17 protein-coding genes are annotated in these 14,337 nt (G+C 73.0%); 5 read left to right on the plus strand and 12 right to left on the minus strand.

All coding sequences use genetic code 11. The annotated features are described in order from the left end of the window. Window positions 1-32 precede the first annotated feature (32 nt). Window positions 33-875, plus strand: coding sequence for a helix-turn-helix domain-containing protein (locus tag Ae505Ps2_RS06195; RefSeq protein ID WP_075309462.1), 843 nt, complete (start codon window positions 33-35; stop codon window positions 873-875). On the opposite strand, the gene Ae505Ps2_RS06200 is transcribed toward Ae505Ps2_RS06195, so the two are convergent. Further along, window positions 865-2,139 carry an adenylosuccinate synthase gene (locus Ae505Ps2_RS06200; protein WP_075309460.1) on the minus strand — a complete coding sequence of 425 codons (1,275 nt, stop codon included), beginning with the start codon at window positions 2,137-2,139 and terminating at the stop codon, window positions 865-867. The genes Ae505Ps2_RS06195 and Ae505Ps2_RS06200 overlap by 11 nt on opposite strands. 204 nt (window positions 2,140-2,343) lie before the next feature. Between Ae505Ps2_RS06200 and Ae505Ps2_RS06205 the strand changes: the two genes are divergently transcribed. Further along, a complete protein-coding gene (locus Ae505Ps2_RS06205) occupies window positions 2,344-2,925 on the plus strand; it encodes a hypothetical protein (RefSeq protein WP_020622377.1) in 582 nt (193 codons plus the stop codon). Here Ae505Ps2_RS06205 and Ae505Ps2_RS06210 read toward each other — a convergent pair whose 3' ends face one another. The 8 genes from Ae505Ps2_RS06210 to fbaA form a co-directional block, all read right to left on the minus strand. Continuing rightward, entirely contained in the window at window positions 2,926-4,344 is a 1,419-nt protein-coding gene (locus Ae505Ps2_RS06210; RefSeq protein ID WP_075334003.1) for a WXG100 family type VII secretion target, read from the minus strand. It abuts the gene before it with no gap. A gap of 10 nt (window positions 4,345-4,354) precedes the next feature. Then, the gene (locus Ae505Ps2_RS06215) at window positions 4,355-4,684 is read right to left on the minus strand and encodes a PE domain-containing protein (RefSeq protein WP_075309456.1); all 330 of its coding nucleotides are present in this window, start codon (window positions 4,682-4,684) and stop codon (window positions 4,355-4,357) included. 360 nt (window positions 4,685-5,044) lie between these two features. Beyond that, a complete protein-coding gene (locus Ae505Ps2_RS06225; RefSeq protein WP_075553479.1) occupies window positions 5,045-5,869 on the minus strand; it encodes a transposase family protein in 825 nt (274 codons plus the stop codon). A gap of 76 nt (window positions 5,870-5,945) precedes the next feature. Further along, window positions 5,946-6,314: a hypothetical protein gene (locus Ae505Ps2_RS06230; RefSeq protein ID WP_075553480.1), complete on the minus strand. Its 369-nt coding sequence runs from the start codon at window positions 6,312-6,314 to the stop codon at window positions 5,946-5,948. Between the two features lie 74 nt (window positions 6,315-6,388). After that, a complete protein-coding gene (locus tag Ae505Ps2_RS06235; protein WP_075309452.1) occupies window positions 6,389-7,066 on the minus strand; it encodes a lysophospholipid acyltransferase family protein in 678 nt (225 codons plus the stop codon). 120 nt (window positions 7,067-7,186) lie between these two features. After that, window positions 7,187-8,326: an FUSC family protein gene (locus Ae505Ps2_RS06240; protein ID WP_249265224.1), complete on the minus strand. Its 1,140-nt coding sequence runs from the start codon at window positions 8,324-8,326 to the stop codon at window positions 7,187-7,189. Between the two features lie 5 nt (window positions 8,327-8,331). Further along, on the minus strand, window positions 8,332-8,745 hold the full coding sequence (locus tag Ae505Ps2_RS06245; protein WP_020623386.1) for a DUF3151 domain-containing protein: 414 nt from the start codon (window positions 8,743-8,745) through the stop codon (window positions 8,332-8,334). Window positions 8,746-8,816: 71 nt separating this feature from the next. Further along, the gene (gene fbaA / locus Ae505Ps2_RS06250) at window positions 8,817-9,845 is read right to left on the minus strand and encodes a class II fructose-bisphosphate aldolase (protein WP_075309450.1); all 1,029 of its coding nucleotides are present in this window, start codon (window positions 9,843-9,845) and stop codon (window positions 8,817-8,819) included. Window positions 9,846-10,069: 224 nt separating this feature from the next. Between fbaA and Ae505Ps2_RS06255 the strand changes: the two genes are divergently transcribed. The 3 genes from Ae505Ps2_RS06255 (at window position 10,070) to Ae505Ps2_RS34185 (ending at window position 12,174) form a co-directional block, all read left to right on the plus strand. Then, entirely contained in the window at window positions 10,070-10,759 is a 690-nt protein-coding gene (locus tag Ae505Ps2_RS06255) for a sigma-70 family RNA polymerase sigma factor (protein ID WP_075554190.1), read from the plus strand. Then, on the plus strand, window positions 10,756-11,100 hold the full coding sequence (locus Ae505Ps2_RS06260) for a hypothetical protein (RefSeq protein ID WP_075309448.1): 345 nt from the start codon (window positions 10,756-10,758) through the stop codon (window positions 11,098-11,100). Before Ae505Ps2_RS06255 ends, Ae505Ps2_RS06260 begins: the two co-directional genes overlap by 4 nt. Before the next feature lie 69 nt (window positions 11,101-11,169). Further along, complete coding sequence (locus Ae505Ps2_RS34185) at window positions 11,170-12,174, plus strand: DedA family protein (protein WP_083695394.1); 1,005 nt, start codon at window positions 11,170-11,172, stop codon at window positions 12,172-12,174. 47 nt (window positions 12,175-12,221) lie between these two features. Here the strand turns inward: Ae505Ps2_RS34185 and Ae505Ps2_RS06270 are convergent, their stop codons facing one another. Genes Ae505Ps2_RS06270 through Ae505Ps2_RS06280 form a run of 3 tightly spaced genes read right to left on the minus strand, consistent with a single transcriptional unit; the run spans window position 12,222 to window position 14,196 of the window. Beyond that, window positions 12,222-12,869 carry an RNA methyltransferase gene (locus Ae505Ps2_RS06270; protein WP_075309446.1) on the minus strand — a complete coding sequence of 216 codons (648 nt, stop codon included), beginning with the start codon at window positions 12,867-12,869 and terminating at the stop codon, window positions 12,222-12,224. Beyond that, a complete protein-coding gene (pyrE, locus tag Ae505Ps2_RS06275; RefSeq protein WP_020625733.1) occupies window positions 12,866-13,426 on the minus strand; it encodes an orotate phosphoribosyltransferase in 561 nt (186 codons plus the stop codon). Before pyrE ends, Ae505Ps2_RS06270 begins: the two co-directional genes overlap by 4 nt. Then, window positions 13,423-14,196 carry an SDR family oxidoreductase gene (locus tag Ae505Ps2_RS06280; protein WP_020625732.1) on the minus strand — a complete coding sequence of 258 codons (774 nt, stop codon included), beginning with the start codon at window positions 14,194-14,196 and terminating at the stop codon, window positions 13,423-13,425. Before Ae505Ps2_RS06280 ends, pyrE begins: the two co-directional genes overlap by 4 nt. Between the last annotated feature and the right edge of the window lie 141 nt (window positions 14,197-14,337).

Consider the following 14,337-nt stretch of genomic DNA (forward strand, 5'->3'; position numbering starts at 1 on the left):
GCTCGGGTCGCTCCGGTGCGGACAATGGGGTCGTGACGGCTCTCGGCGAGTTCCTGGCGGCGCGACGGGCACGGCTCGATCCCGACGCGTTCGGGCTGCCGACGACCGGCGCGCGGCGGGTCCCCGGGCTCCGCCGGGAGGAGCTGGCCGGTCTCGCCGGGGTCAGCCCGTCGTACTACACGCGGCTCGAACAGGGACACTCCCGCGGTGCCTCCCCCGCGGTGCTCGACGCCATCGCCCGGGTGCTGGCCCTGGACGAGGGCGAGCGGGCCCACCTGCACCGGATCGCCGCGACGGCGGCCCGCCCCGTCTCGCTGCGCAGCGCACCGCCCGAGTGCGTCGACGCCCGTACCGCCGACCTGCTGGCCGCCATGCCGGACGTGCCCGCGCTCGTCCTCGGCCGGTCCGGGGACGTCCTGGCCTGGAACCCGCTCGGGCACGCGCTGCTCGCGGCGCACCTGGATCCGCTCTCCCCGGCCTGCCCGCGGCACCGCCCGAACCTGGTCGCGATGGCGGTGCTGGACCCGCACGTGCGGGCCCTCTACGCCGATCCGGTCGCCCGCACCCGCGCCCTGGTGGCCGCCCTGCGCCTGGCGGCCGGGCGCCGCCCCGACGACGCGCGGCTGTCCGCGCTGGTCGGGGACCTGTCCGTGCGCAGCGACGAGTTCGCCCGGCTGTGGGCCGACCATCGGGCGCACCCCTGCGCACAGGAACGGCACACGCTGCGACATCCGCTGGTCGGCGAGCTGACGCTCGACCACCAGGTGCTCGACGTCGGCCGGACGCCCGACCGGACGGTGCTGGTGCTGACCGCACCGCCCGGCAGCCCGGACCGCGACGCGCTCGGGCTGCTGGCGCGGCAGGTCAGCGGGTGATCGTCTGGTCCCGCCCGGGGCCGACGCCGATCGCGGACACCGGCGCGCCGGTGAGCTCCTCGATCCGCGCCACGTAGGCCTGGGCGGTGGCCGGCAGGTCCTCCCAGGTGCGGGCGGCGGACAGGTCCTCGACCCAGCCGGGCATCTCCTCGTAGACCGGGACGGCGTGGTGGAAGCCGGTCTGGGTCATCGGCATCTCGTCGACGCGGTGGCCGTCGACCTCGTAGCCGACGCAGATCGGCACCGACTCCAGCCCGGACAGCACGTCCAGCTTGGTCAGGAAGAGGTCGGTGATGCCGTTGACCCGCACCGCGTAGCGCCCGATGACGGCGTCGAACCAGCCGCAGCGCCGCGCACGGCCGGTGTTCACACCGACCTCGCCGCCGGTCTTGCGGAGGAACTCGCCCATCTCGTCGTGCAGCTCGGTCGGGAACGGGCCGGAGCCGACGCGGGTGGTGTAGGCCTTCAGGATCCCGATCACGCGGGTGATCTTGTTCGGGCCGATGCCGGACCCGACCGACGCGCCGCCCGCGGTCGGGTTCGAGCTGGTCACGAAGGGGTAGGTGCCGTGGTCGACGTCGAGCAGGGTGCCCTGCGACCCCTCCAGCAGCAGCGTCTCGCCGCGCTCCAGGGCCTCGTTCAGGAGCAGCCGGGTGTCGACGATCTTGTCGGCGAACTCCTTCGACTGCTCCAGGACGGTGTCGACGACCTCGTTGAAGTCCAGCGCGCGCCGGTTGTAGACCTTGACCAGGATCTGGTTCTTCAGCTCGAGGGCGGCCTCGACCTTCTGGTGCAGGATCTTCTCGTCGAGCAGGTCCGCGGCGCGGACGCCGACCCGGGCGACCTTGTCCTGGTACGCCGGGCCGATGCCGCGACCGGTGGTGCCGATCTTGGCCTTGCCCAGGTAGCGCTCGGTGACGCGGTCGATCGCCACGTGGTACGGCATGATCAGGTGCGAGTCGGCCGAGATCAGCAGGCCGGAGGTGTCGACGCCGCGCCGCTCCAGGCCCGCCTTCTCCTCGATCAGCGCCTCGGGGTTCACGACGACCCCGTTGCCGATCACGTTCTTCACGCCCGGCGACAGGATCCCGGACGGGATGAGCTTCAGCGCGAAGTCGCGACCGTCCGGCGTGACGACGGTGTGGCCGGCGTTGTTGCCGCCCTGGTAGCGGACGACCCAGCCGAACTGTCCGCCCAGCAGGTCCGTCGCCTTGCCCTTGCCCTCGTCGCCCCACTGGGCGCCGATCAACACGATTGCGGGCATGTAAGAGACTCCAGTTCACACACGCTCGTCACGGTCGCGGACCCGGGCGTGATTTCCGGTTTCCGCGGCGAGGAGGGTACTCGATCAGTGGTTCCGACCGATCCCGAAGCGGTGCTCCTCGACTGCCTGCCGCAGCGGCGTCACCGTCTTCCCTTCCACGGTATCCGGCCCGGCGCGCGGCGGGAACGCCCACCGTCGTCGCTGGTGTCCGATCCCGCGGTGCGTTCGGTCACCGTGGGTCCGCGCCCCGGGAAGGCGGAGGTCGACGCCCTCCTCCCGGCGCGGCGGCTCATCGTGCACGGTGACGACGCCGACCTCGCCGCCGTGCTTGTCCGGTTGCTGCGTCGCGACGCCCTCGACACCGAGGTCGCCTACCTGCCGGTGTCGCGCCGGTCCCGCGCCGCCGCGAACTGGGGACTCCCGACCCGGTTCGACGACGCCGTCGCCCTGGCCCGGTCCGGCGCCGCCCGCGAGATGCCGCTGGTGCGCGACGACAACGGCGGTGTCCTCGCCGGCCGCGGGGAGATCCCCGACCTCTACGGCGAGGCCTACTGCGATGCGACGCGGGTGCTGCACGGCCGCGTGAAGACGCTCGTCGTCGACGCAGGGCCGGAGGGAGTCCAGGTGCGTGCGGGGCGTGGGGTGACCGGAGCGACCGGGCGGGCGATCCAGATCGGGACGACGGGTGCGACGCCCGTCCGGGACGGCGTCCCGCACCCGCGGGAGATCAAGCGCTGGGCCTGGTACAAGCACACCGAGCCGTGGCGACCGGTGCTGCCGGGCTGATCAGCGGCCGGGGTCCTCGGGGGCGAGGACGGCGTCGGTCGCGGTGACACCGACGTCGAACACCTCGTCGGTGGGGACGACGTAGCGGTTGCGGTGGTCCTGCCCGTCCGCACGACCTCCCGGGACGCCACCGGTCATCGGGCCGTAGCCGGCGGCGCCACCCCGTGCCTCCGACGCCCGGGTGCCGGTCCACGGTTCGGCCGCACCGCCGCTCCGCGGGCCGGTGGTACGGGGCTCGGTACCCCACGCCGTCCCGGACCCCACACGGCTCCCCGGCGAGTGCGGCTCGGCCGAGCCCCCCGGCAGCCGCGCGGTGCCGCGGGACTCGCCGAACGGGGAGCCGTAGCCGCCCCGGCCCGCACCGGTGCCGCCACCGTAGGAGCCGGTCCCGCCGGGGCGGGGCTCCGCGACGGGCCGGACGAGCTGCTGCCGCCGGGCCTGGTCACCGAACCGGCGTGCGAGGTCCTCGCGGGTACGGGCGGCATCCGGCACCGGGGCCCGGGGCGGGATCCGCGTGCGGTCCGGAGCGGGCGGGGTGCGGAAACCCGGGGCCGGGACACCCCCTCCACCGGTGCTCGACGCCGGTCCGTTCGCCAGCGGAACGACGGGCGAGGGCCCGCCACCGGATCCGGCCGCGGGTCCGGCCGCCGGTCCGGGACTGCCACCCGGCCCTCCCCCGAGGGCTCCGCCTGCCCCGCCGACCGCCGGGCCGGGGGGCGCCGAACCGCCCGGGGGAAGCCCGATCCCGGCCGGTCCCGGCACCGCGGCGGAGCCGCTGTCCGGAGGGACGGGGACGTTCGCGCCGACGGACACGCCGGGCTGCGGCCCCGATGCCCCGCCGCCCCCGGACGTCGCATCCGGGGTCGAGCCGGCCGGGGGCGCGGCGGCGGCCTCGGTGGTGAAGCGGTCGTCGATGGCCGAGGTCTCGGACTCGTACTGCTGGAGCGCGCGGTTCGCGATCTCGTCGTTGATCTGGTTGTGCTCGGCGATGGTGACGTGGTCCGTGCCCCGGCCCTGGAGGGACTGCCAGGCCTCGCTGATGTTGTCGCCCGCGCGCTGGATCCAGGAGAACTCGGCCGGGTCCATGAACCGGACCTGACCGCGCATGCGCTCGAACGCGCTGCCGTGGTCGAGCATGCGGTCGGCGCCGTTCTGGGCGACGGTCGCGGTGCCGTCGACGCCGGTCGCGGTGCGGTCCAGGGATTCCTGGGCCGCCTGTGCGGCGGGGCCCTGCCACGAGATGCCGAGGTCGGCCATGCCCCGGTCGAGGGTCTGCTTGGTCGCCGCCATGTCGTCGACGAGGGAACGCAGGCTGTCCGCCGTCTGCCGGGTCGCCTCGGCGCCCGGTTTGCCGAGGATCCATGCCGACTTCGTGGCAATGTCGAAGGCTTCGTAGTTGTAGCAGCGAGGAAGGGGCACGGTCGGGTCCCTAACGCTCGAGCAGCGGGCCGGTGGACGGGGGAGCGGTGGACTTCAGGGCCGCCGTGTTCTCGTCCTCGATCAGGCCGTACTCCTGGGCGGCCTGCTTGAGTCGGTCACGCGCCTCCTGAACCTCGTCCATGTAGTCGACATGAGCACTCGTGATCGAATCGATCTTCGGCTGGAAGACGGCAACGGCATCGAGCGAAACCGGGTCTGCCCCACACGGCGGAACGTTCTTCAGATTGGCCACCTGTTGCCGACTCTTCTGCATTGCCCTGAACTGCTCATCCATTCGCCGATATACGCCCATGATGTTGCCCGGATCAATCTGCAACATGAGCGAATCACTGGCCGACCCCCGCGGTTCTTGAGCAGACCTCTTCATACGGTGAAGAGTAGGCCGATCAACGTGCGGCGAGGCGACATCGGCCACGAACGTTCGCAACCGCAAATCTGATCAGCGCGATCGGGCAGCATCCAGGTAGCTCTGAGCCAACGCTTCAGCTCGGGCACAGACATCGTCCATCGATCCGCGAGTCTGCTCGTCGTACCCGAAGTCCTGAACCTGAACTCGGACGCTGGCGGTGTCTGCCGCGTCCAGGTAGAGGCTGCACAACGGCGCCGAGTCCTCACTCTCAACCATCCGCACGGCCCCGAAACTACCGACGACAGTGAGGTGTTCTCAGTAGCGGGTTGATCATGTCGTGCGGTCGTACTCGGTGTGGAGTAGTACGAGCGCAGCTGCGGTGATCGCGCCGGTGCGCCAGGGACATAGCGTGACTCGCCGCAACGCGGCGAAGGTGGTCTTGAGCAGGGCGTTTCCGCGTTCGGCCAGAGCACGAAGGGCTGAGTGCAGGGTGTTGACGGTGCGCTGGTTGACCGTCTGCCCGCGGCCGGGGGCGAGTTTGATGGGCACGGTGAGCCGGTCGGCTTCGCCTTCGTAGCCCAGATCGCCCAGCGCGGCGTGGGTGTCGTCGGTGAACGCGGCCAGGCCCTCGAGCAGCCCGGGGTGGGTACGGGCGCAGCGGGTGTCGTGCTCGCGGCCCGGCCGCACGTCGCTGGTCCATAGCGGCCATCCATCAGGTGCGGTGAGGACCTGGATGTTCCCGCCGTGGCGGCGGTGCTTGCCCGACCACCACAGGTCGACCCCGGGGGTGAGGCCGAGCGCGCGGCACCGGTCGGTGGCGATCAGGGTGCCGTCGAGATTCACGTGGGTGTGCCCGGCTGTGCGGGCGGCGAGCAGGGCTCCGTGCAGGCCGGGTGCGGCCGCGGCGAGGACGTCGATGCCTTCGTGCAGGTAACGGCAGGCCGTTGCAGTGCTGATCGCGTTGTCACCGGCCGAACATCGGACCCGGGTAGCATCACAGAACCAGCGGATCACCAGCACTGCCTGGGCGAACGGGGTCAACGCCCGCCGCCGGGTGCCACGTCGACGGCGTTGAAGGACCAGGAGCCGCGCCAGATAGGCCACGGTGCGCTCCCCGATCGGGAGGACAGCGGTGTAGGTGACAGGATCAGACATGCAGGACCTCGGTGACGGTGTCGATCTGTGCTGGACCGAACCGATCTACCGGGGTCCTGCCCCGTTCCCGCTCATCTCACCACCCTCGGCGTGTCGCCACGACCTGCCACCCCGCTACTGAGAACACCTCAGTGACCGTGGCGCCCTGTGCCGTCACGATCTTCGATGCTGCGGTCTGAATCGTCTGGACGCTGTAGTTCTCCACGGTGTCGTAATTGCCCCACCCGCACACACGACTGGGACCGTCCGCGAGGGCAACAACCGAGGGCTCATCGCCCTCGACACCGAAGCGTTGTCGAAGCTCGGGGGTCATCGCCACACAGGGATCAATGTTCGCCACGTCGATCTCCGCCGGCCGCGGCGGAAACGGCCCCTCCGGCTCCGCAGCCCCACACCCCACGACCACCCCGCACACCACCAGCAGGACGAGAACGAGTCGGACCACCAGCGACGCTCCCCCCGACAGGAACAGGACCGCAGCAGGCTAGCCCGCCGCCGTCGTCCCCGGGCCCGTTCCGGTCAGGCCGCGGCCGCCGAGTCGTCCGGACGCCGGTGGTAGCTGTCCACATAGGTCTGCTCCGACAGGTCCGCGATGGCGTCCATGATCTCGTCGGTGACCGCGCGCCGGATCGCCGGCGCGCCCTCCAGCCCGTCGTAGCGGCTGAACTCCAACGGCCGCCCGAAGCGGATCTCGACGCGGGCCAGGCGCGGGAACAGCCGTCCGATCGGCTGCACGCGCTCGGTCCCGATCAGGCCGACGGGCACGACGACGGCTCCCGTCGACAGGGCCAGCGACGCGACGCCGGTGTGCCCGCGGTGCAGCTTGCCGTCGAGGGAGCGGGTGCCCTCCGGGTAGATGCCGAACGCACCGCCGCGCTCCAGGACCTCGCGTCCGGCCGCGAGTGCGGCGAGACCGGCACGAGCGTTGGCCCGGTCGACCGGGATGTAGCCGAGCGCTCCCAGGAACGCCGCCATCAGGCGTCCGCGCAGGCCACGACCGGTGAAGTACTCGGCCTTGCCGAGGAAGGCGACCTTGCGCGGGGCGACGAGCGGGATGAACGCCGTGTCGACAGCCGCGCGGTGGTTCGCTGCGAGGATCACCGGCCCGGTGGCCGGGATGCGGTCCGCCCCGCGCACACAGGGCCGCCACACGAGCCGGACGACTGGCGCGAGGACGTAGCGGATGAACAGCTGCACCGTGAACCTCGATCGATGAGCGACGTCCACAACTCCGTGCAGGGGGACCCGACGTCCCGGCGCCGAACGACGCCCGATTCTGCTCCGTGACCGACCGGTGACGGAAGCCCCGCAGCCCGTTCAGTCCACGTCAGGATCGGCGAACTGGGCCCGCAGCGCCCGCAACGCCTCGCTGCGGGTCATCCCGGTCGCCTGCAGCAGGTCGATCGCGATCGAGCGGACCTGCGCGACGAGCACCGCCGCCGACCCCGCGGGCGCCGTCTGACCCTCCGCCGGCCGCACGACGACCGCACCCGGGTCGGCGAGGACCGGCGCGTGCTGCACGGCCTCCAGGATCGGGCCGCGGGCCTTCTCCCGGTCGCCGTCCTGCCCGAGCTCCCCGATCAGCGCCTCGACGGCGGCGGCCAGCTCGGTGATGGCGTCCGGCAGACCGGGCGGGACCGGTTCGCCGTCCTCGATCGCGGTCATCGCGCGCCGGGCGAGCACCCGGGCGTTGCGGTGGGCATAGTCGGCCCGTTCGGCGAGGGTCCGGTAGCGGCGCAGCATGGCCCGGCGCGGCCGGTGCATCGGCGAGACCGTCACGACCTCGCCCGCGGAGCTGACGGCGGTGCGCAGCTCGTCGATGACGGCCTGGGTGTCGCGGGCCCGGGCCAGCGCCCGCGACGCGTTCTCCCGGTCGCCCTCGCGCAGCGCCGTCGCGGTCTCGGTGAGCACGGTGACGAGGTCGTCGAGCACCCGGCGGGCGACCCGGCGGACGATCCGGACCGGGTGCGCGGGGATGACCGCGGCCACCAGGATCCCGGCGAGGCCGCCGATCAGTGCGTCGATGCAGCGGTCGATCCCGCCGGTCTCGGTGGGCGGGAGCAGCGTCGTCACCAGCACCGCGGAGACCGCGGCCTGGTTGACGAACAACGTGCCGCCGTCGGTGAAGACCGCGACGACCAGCGCGAGCGCGACGACGAGCACCAGCTGCCAGAGGCCGCTGCCGATCCGCGCGATCAGCAGGTCACCGACCAGCACCCCGATGCTGACCCCGACGACGAGCTCGGCGGTGCGGCGCAGCCGCGAGTTGAGCGACATGCCCAGGCTGAGCACGGCCGCGATCGGCGCGAAGAACGGCCGCGTGTGACCGACCAGGTCACCGGCCACCCAGAGGGCGAGCCCGGCGGCCATGGAGCACTGCAGGATCGGCAGCCACGACGCGCGGACGCGCCGGGCGCCGGCCCGGCCACGTGAGCGGATCCGGTCCCACGCGGCCACGGGCGTCAGGACACGCCGAGGGCGGCGAGCGCCTCCGGGTCCGAGTCGGAGATCAGCGTGCGCAGCCGCTCGACCTCGGGGGCCTCCCCGATCGCCGTGGCGGCGCGCAGCAGCGCCCCGCAGGACCGCAGGAAGCCCTGGTTCGGCTCGTGCGACCACGGGACCGGGCCGAAGCCCTTCCAGCCGTTGCGGCGCAGCTGGTCCAGGCCACGGTGGTAACCGGTGCGGGCGTAGGCGTACGCGGCCACGGTCTCGCCGGCGTCGAGGGCGCGCTCGGCGAGCACCGCCCAGGCAATCGACGACGACGGCGACCCCGCCGCCACCTCCGACGGGTCCTTGCCCGCCGCCAGGTCCGCCGCCGCGGGGTCGACCGGGAGGCGCGTGTCGTCGGGCTCGAGCAGGTTGCCGTGCAGACTCATGGCGCCATCCTGGCGCGTGCCCACCGGTCGTCGCCAACCGGTGGGCACGCGAGGAGGATCCGGACCAGGGCTCAGAGGGCCTTGCCGGCCGACTTCAGGGACTCGCAGGCCTCGATGACGCGCTCGCTCATCCCGACCTCGGCCTTCTTCAGGTACGACCGCGGGTCGTAGACCTTCTTGTTGCCGACCTCGCCGTCGATCTTGAGCACGCCGTCGTAGTTCTCGAACATGTGCGACACGATCGGCCGGGTGAAGGCGTACTGGGTGTCGGTGTCGACGTTCATCTTCACGACGCCGTAGGTCAGCGCCTCGTGGATCTCCTCGAGCAGCGAGCCGGAGCCGCCGTGGAAGACCAGGTCGAACGGCTTGGCGCCGGCGTCGAGACCCAGCTTCTGCACGGCCACCTCCTGGCCCTGCTTGAGGATCTCCGGGCGGAGCTTCACGTTGCCCGGCTTGTAGACGCCGTGCACGTTGCCGAAGGTCGCGGCCAGCAGGTAGCGGCCCTTGTCGCCGGCACCGAGGACGTCGACGGTGCGCTCGTAGTCGCCGGGGGCGGTGTAGAGCTTGTCGTTGATGTCGTTCGCGACGCCGTCCTCCTCACCGCCGACGACGCCGATCTCGACCTCGAGGATGATCTTCGCCTTGGCCGCCTGCTCCAGGAGCTCGGCCGCGATCTTCAGGTTCTCCTCGAGCTCGACCGCGGAGCCGTCCCACATGTGCGACTGGAACAGCGGGTTCTGCCCCTTGTCCACGCGCTCCTGGCTGATCGCGATCAGCGGACGCACGAACGAGTCCAGCTTGTCCTTGGGGCAGTGGTCGGTGTGCAGCGCGATGTTGACCGGGTACTTGTCCGCGACGACGTGCGCGAACTCGGCGAGCCCGACCGAACCGGTGACCATGTCCTTCACCCGGGTGCCGGACAGGAACTCCGCACCACCGGTCGAGACCTGCACGATGCCGTCGGAGCCCGCCTCCGCGAACCCGCGCAGCGCCGCGTTGAGGGTCTCGGTGCTGGTCACGTTGATCGCCGGGTAGGCGAACTCGCCGCTCTTGGCGTTGTCCAGCATCTGGTTGTAGATCTCGGGCGTGGCGATGGGCACGGGGCCTGCCTCCTCGTCGTCGGCGGTCGCTGCTCCGCGCAGCGCTCCTTGTCTCCGGGTGAGTATCACGTACCCACGGCGAAGGGGGAGCCATCGTCGGTGATGGGCCTGGTCTCACCGCGGACGACGTCGCCGACCGCCGCAACGGGTGACACTGCTGCGTGAGACTGCTGCACCGGGCAATGCTGCGAAGGCTGTCGGTGGTGGTCGCTAGGGTGGTGGTCGTGGAGGAGGAGCGCGCCGAGAACGCCGTCGACCGGACGCTGGGCCGGTTGCGCGCCATCGACAGCCGACCGGCGCCCGAGGGCACCGGGCCGCATCAGTTCGCCCCGGGCACGGCGTCCGACCCGGTCGACGGGCCGGGTGGATCCGGGGCCCGGCAGGGACCGGACACGCCGCTGACCCTGGCCGACCTCTACCGCGACCACCGGCTGCGGCTCATGCGCCTCGCGATGCTGCTGGTGGACATCCCGGCCACCGCGGAGGACGTGGTGCAGGAGGCGTTCACCGGCCTGCACCGGCACTGGTCCGGGCTGCGGGACGAGACCGCCGCCGTCGCCTACCTGCGCGCGGCCGTGGTGAACGGGTCGCGCTCGGTGCTGCGGCGCCGTCGCACGGCGCGCGAGTACGTGCCCCCGCACGCGGCGAACGCCCGCTCGGCGGAGTCGCTGGCCATGCTGTCGGCCGAGCACCAGTCGGTCGTCGACGCGCTGGCCCAGCTCCCGCCGCGCCAGCGCAAGGTCCTCGTCCTGCGCTACTACGGCGGGCTGACCGAGTCCGAGATCTCCGAGGCCGCAGGGATGAGCCGCGGCACGGTGAAGTCCACCGCCAGCCGCGCGCTCGACGCCGTCGCCCGGATCATGGCCGAGCGCGCCGGGACCGAGGCCGTCCGGCGCCCGGGAGAGCTGCGATGACCGGCCCCCAGCCGCCGCAGCCCGGCCGCGACGACGCCGCCCGCCGGATCGGCGAGGCGCTCCAGGCCCAGGCCCGCGGGCGCCCGATGCCGCAGCGTCCCGCAGCGGGCCCGGCCCCCGTGCCACCGCGCGTTCCCGGCCGGATCCCGCCACCGGTCCCGCGTCCCGCGCCGCCCCCGCAGCGCCGGCCGCAGCAGGCCCCGGCGCCGGCGCCCGCCCGTTCGGCGACCGGCCAGATCGTCTGGGCCGCCGTGATCGCGCTGCTCCTCGGTGCCCTGCTCGGCGGGGGTCTCGCGCTGGTCTCGGTGCTCCTGCCGGGTGCGCTGCCCGCCCTCGGCTGAACCGCTCACAGCACCTCCACAGCGACGGCCGCGTCGGTCCCCGTCACCCGGCCGGTACCGTTTCTCGACGTGACGGTTCTCGCCGCGACGCAGACGCTCGCCCTCGGTCCCGACTGGCTCGACCCGGCGGTGATCATCGAGTCCCTGGGACCGTGGGCCCTGGTGGGCGTCGCCGCGATCATCTTCGCGGAGTGCGGGCTCCTGCTCGGGTTCTTCCTCCCGGGCGACTCGCTGCTGTTCACCGCGGGCCTGTTCGTGGCGCAGGGCGCGATCGACGTCCCGCTGTGGCTGGTCAGCCTGGTGCTGGTGGTGTCGGCCTTCGCCGGCAACGCCGTCGGCTACGGGATCGGCTACCGCGCCGGCCCGGCGATCTTCGACAAGCCCAAGTCGAAGCTGTTCAACCCCAAGCACGTCGAGAAGACCCACGAGTTCTTCGAGAAGTACGGCAACCGGGCCATCGTCCTGGGCCGGTTCGTGCCGATCGTGCGGACCTTCATCACCGTCAGCGCGGGCGTCGCGCGGATGGACCCGAAGCGGTACCTGACGTACTCGCTGATCGGCGGCGTCGCCTGGGCGGCGGGCGTGACGGTGCTGGGCTACTTCCTCGGCCAGTTCACCTTCGTCCGTGAGCACATCGACCTGATCCTGATCGCGATCGTGCTGGTCTCGGTGCTGCCGATCGTGTTCGAGGTGCTGCGGGCGCGGGCCACGTCGAAGCGCGGGGGTCCCGCCGGCCCGGTCGACGGCGTCGCGGGCGCCGCGGCCGGTGCTGCCGCCGCCACCGTCACCGGCCACAGCGCCGACGACGACCCGGCCGCGGTCACCATGCAGATGCCCGCCGTCGGGAACGGCCCGGCGCCGCAGCACGGGCAGCCCCGGGACGGTCGGGCCCCGCACGCACCGCAGCCCGGTCGCGCACCGCAGTCCGGTTACGCCCCGCAGAGTGGTCACGCCCCGCAGCACGGCGGGCCCGCGCCCCGGCCCGGCGCCGGGCCCCGTCCCCAGGACGGCACCGAGCCGCCGTACCGCCACACCACCGGCCGTCCCGCGATGCCGCCCCGCGCGGGCGGCTGAGCGTCGACCGGCACGTTTCCGCCCCCGGCGGGGCGGAAACGTGCTGATCACCAGGCGTCGGACAGGTCCGCGTGCTCGCGGATCCAGCTGTGCATCACGATGCCGGACGCCACGCCGGCGTTGACCGAGCGCGTCGAGCCGAACTGGGCGATCGACACGACCAGGTCCGCGGCGTCACACAGCTCCGGGGAGAGTCCCGGACCCTCGGCGCCGAACACCAGCACGCAGTCCCGCGGCAGCGACGTCCGCTCCAGCCGGGCCGCCCCCGCGACGTTGTCCACCGCGACCACGGCCAGACCGTGCTCCCTGGCGAACGCGACGAGCCCGCCGGCGTCGGCGTGGTGGTGCAGCCGCAGGTAGCGGTCGGTGACCATCGCGCCGCGCCGGTTCCACCGCCGTCGTCCGACGATGTGCACGCCGGCGACGCCGAAGGCGTTCGCCGTGCGCACCACCGTGCCGATGTTGTGGTCGTGGCCGAGGTTCTCGATCGCCACGTGGAACGGGTGCGCCCGGCGCGCCAGGTCCGCCGCGACCGCCTCGCGGCGCCAGTAGCGGTAGCGGTCGACGACGTTGCGCCGGTCCCCCTGCTCCAGCAGCTCCGGGTCCCAGTGGTCGCCGTCGGGCCACGGCCCGGCCCACGGGCCCACCCCGACCTGGCCGGGGACCGACCACTCGCTGGGCCCTGGCTCGCTCATCCCAGCTGCAGGTCCGCCAGCCCCAGCAGCGCGCGGTACGGCACGCCCTCGGCCTCGACCGCCTCCCGGGCGCCGGTGTCGCGGTCGACGACCGTGCACACGCCGACGACGTCGGCGCCGGCCGCCAGCACCGATCGGACCGCGGTCAGGACCGAGCCGCCGGTGGTGGAGGTGTCCTCGACGACCAGCACCGGGAGACCGGCGATGTCCGGGCCCTCGATGAGCCGCTGCATACCGTGCTTCTTGGTCTCCTTGCGGACGACGAACGCGTCGACCGGGTCGGTGTCCGGCTCGGCCGCCGCCGCGTGCAGCACCGCCGTCGCGACCGGGTCCGCGCCGAGTGTCAGCCCACCCACCGACCGGTAGGTCCAGTCCGCGGTGAGCTCGCGCAGCAGCCGCCCGATCAGCGGGGCCGCCTCGTGGTGCAGCGTGACGCGGCGCAGGTCGATGTAGTAGTCGGCCTCCGCGCCGGAGGAGAGCGTGACCCGCTCGTGGACGACGGCGATCTCCCGGACCAGCGCGGCCAGCCGGGAACGGTCGGTGTGTGCGGAACTCATGTGCGATCCCTGTCGAACGTCGCCGTGATGCGTCGCAGCAGGCCCCGGGGCAGCACCCCGGTCGCCCCCACGATCGCCTTGTACTGCCGGGAGGGCACCGAGACGACCCGGCCCCGGCCGAGGTCGGCGAGCGCCTCGTCGACGACCTGGGAGGCCTCCAGCCACAGCGGGCCGCGGCGGGCGCCGACGTCGATGCCGGCACGCTCGTGGAACTCGGTGCGCACGTAGCCGGGACACAGCACCATCGCGCGCACCCCGGTGCCCTGCAGCGACGCGGCGACGCCCTCGGTGAAGGAGATGACCCACGCCTTGTCGGCCGCGTAGGTGGAGCCGCGCCCGGCCAGGAAGCCCGCGACGCTGGCGACGTTCAGCACCGCGCCGGTGCCGCGGTCGACCATTCCGGGCAGCACGGCCCGGGTCAGCTCCAGCACGGCGGCCACGTTGACCTGCAGCTGCCGGGCCAGGTCGGCGGCGTCGTTGTCCAGGAACGACGAGCCCAGCGCGAGCCCGGCGTTGTTGACGAGCAGGTCGACCGGGGCGAGGTCGGGATCGGCGAGGCGGCGCACGACGCGGGCCCGCTGGTCCGGTTCCGACAGGTCGGCGGGCAGCACCTCGACGACCACGCCGAGGTCGCGGTAGCGCTGCGCGGCGGCCTGGAGGCGGTCGGCGTCGCGCGCCACGAGCACGAGGTCGCGGCCGTCGGCGGCGAGCCGATCGGCGAACGCGGCACCGATCCCCGACGACGCGCCCGTGATCATGACGGAGGGCACGCGGAGAGCCTAGTGCGTCCGCACCCGACCGGCGCAGGCGCGACGGTGGCCGACGGGCCCGGTGTGACCCGCACGACACGGGTGTCCGGCGACCTGCGTGAGACCGGCCGCTCTCGCGTGCCGGTGCACCACGAAGCCTTT

This window comes from Pseudonocardia sp. Ae505_Ps2 (assembly GCF_001932425.1).
Taxonomy (GTDB): Bacteria; Actinomycetota; Actinomycetes; order Mycobacteriales; family Pseudonocardiaceae; genus Pseudonocardia.

Coding starts and splice junctions, on each gene's coding strand:
- Ae505Ps2_RS06245 (WP_020623386.1), bottom strand. CDS start 8,745: ATGAGTCTGCACGGCAACCTGCTCGAGCCCGACGACACGCGCCTCCCG.
- Ae505Ps2_RS06225 (WP_075553479.1), bottom strand. CDS start 5,869: ATGTCTGATCCTGTCACCTACACCGCTGTCCTCCCGATCGGGGAGCGC.
- Ae505Ps2_RS06200 (WP_075309460.1), bottom strand. CDS start 2,139: ATGCCCGCAATCGTGTTGATCGGCGCCCAGTGGGGCGACGAGGGCAAG.
- Ae505Ps2_RS06215 (WP_075309456.1), bottom strand. CDS start 4,684: ATGTTGCAGATTGATCCGGGCAACATCATGGGCGTATATCGGCGAATG.
- pyrE (WP_020625733.1), bottom strand. CDS start 13,426: ATGAGTTCCGCACACACCGACCGTTCCCGGCTGGCCGCGCTGGTCCGG.
- Ae505Ps2_RS06260 (WP_075309448.1), top strand. CDS start 10,756: ATGACCGGCCCCCAGCCGCCGCAGCCCGGCCGCGACGACGCCGCCCGC.
- Ae505Ps2_RS06270 (WP_075309446.1), bottom strand. CDS start 12,869: ATGAGCGAGCCAGGGCCCAGCGAGTGGTCGGTCCCCGGCCAGGTCGGG.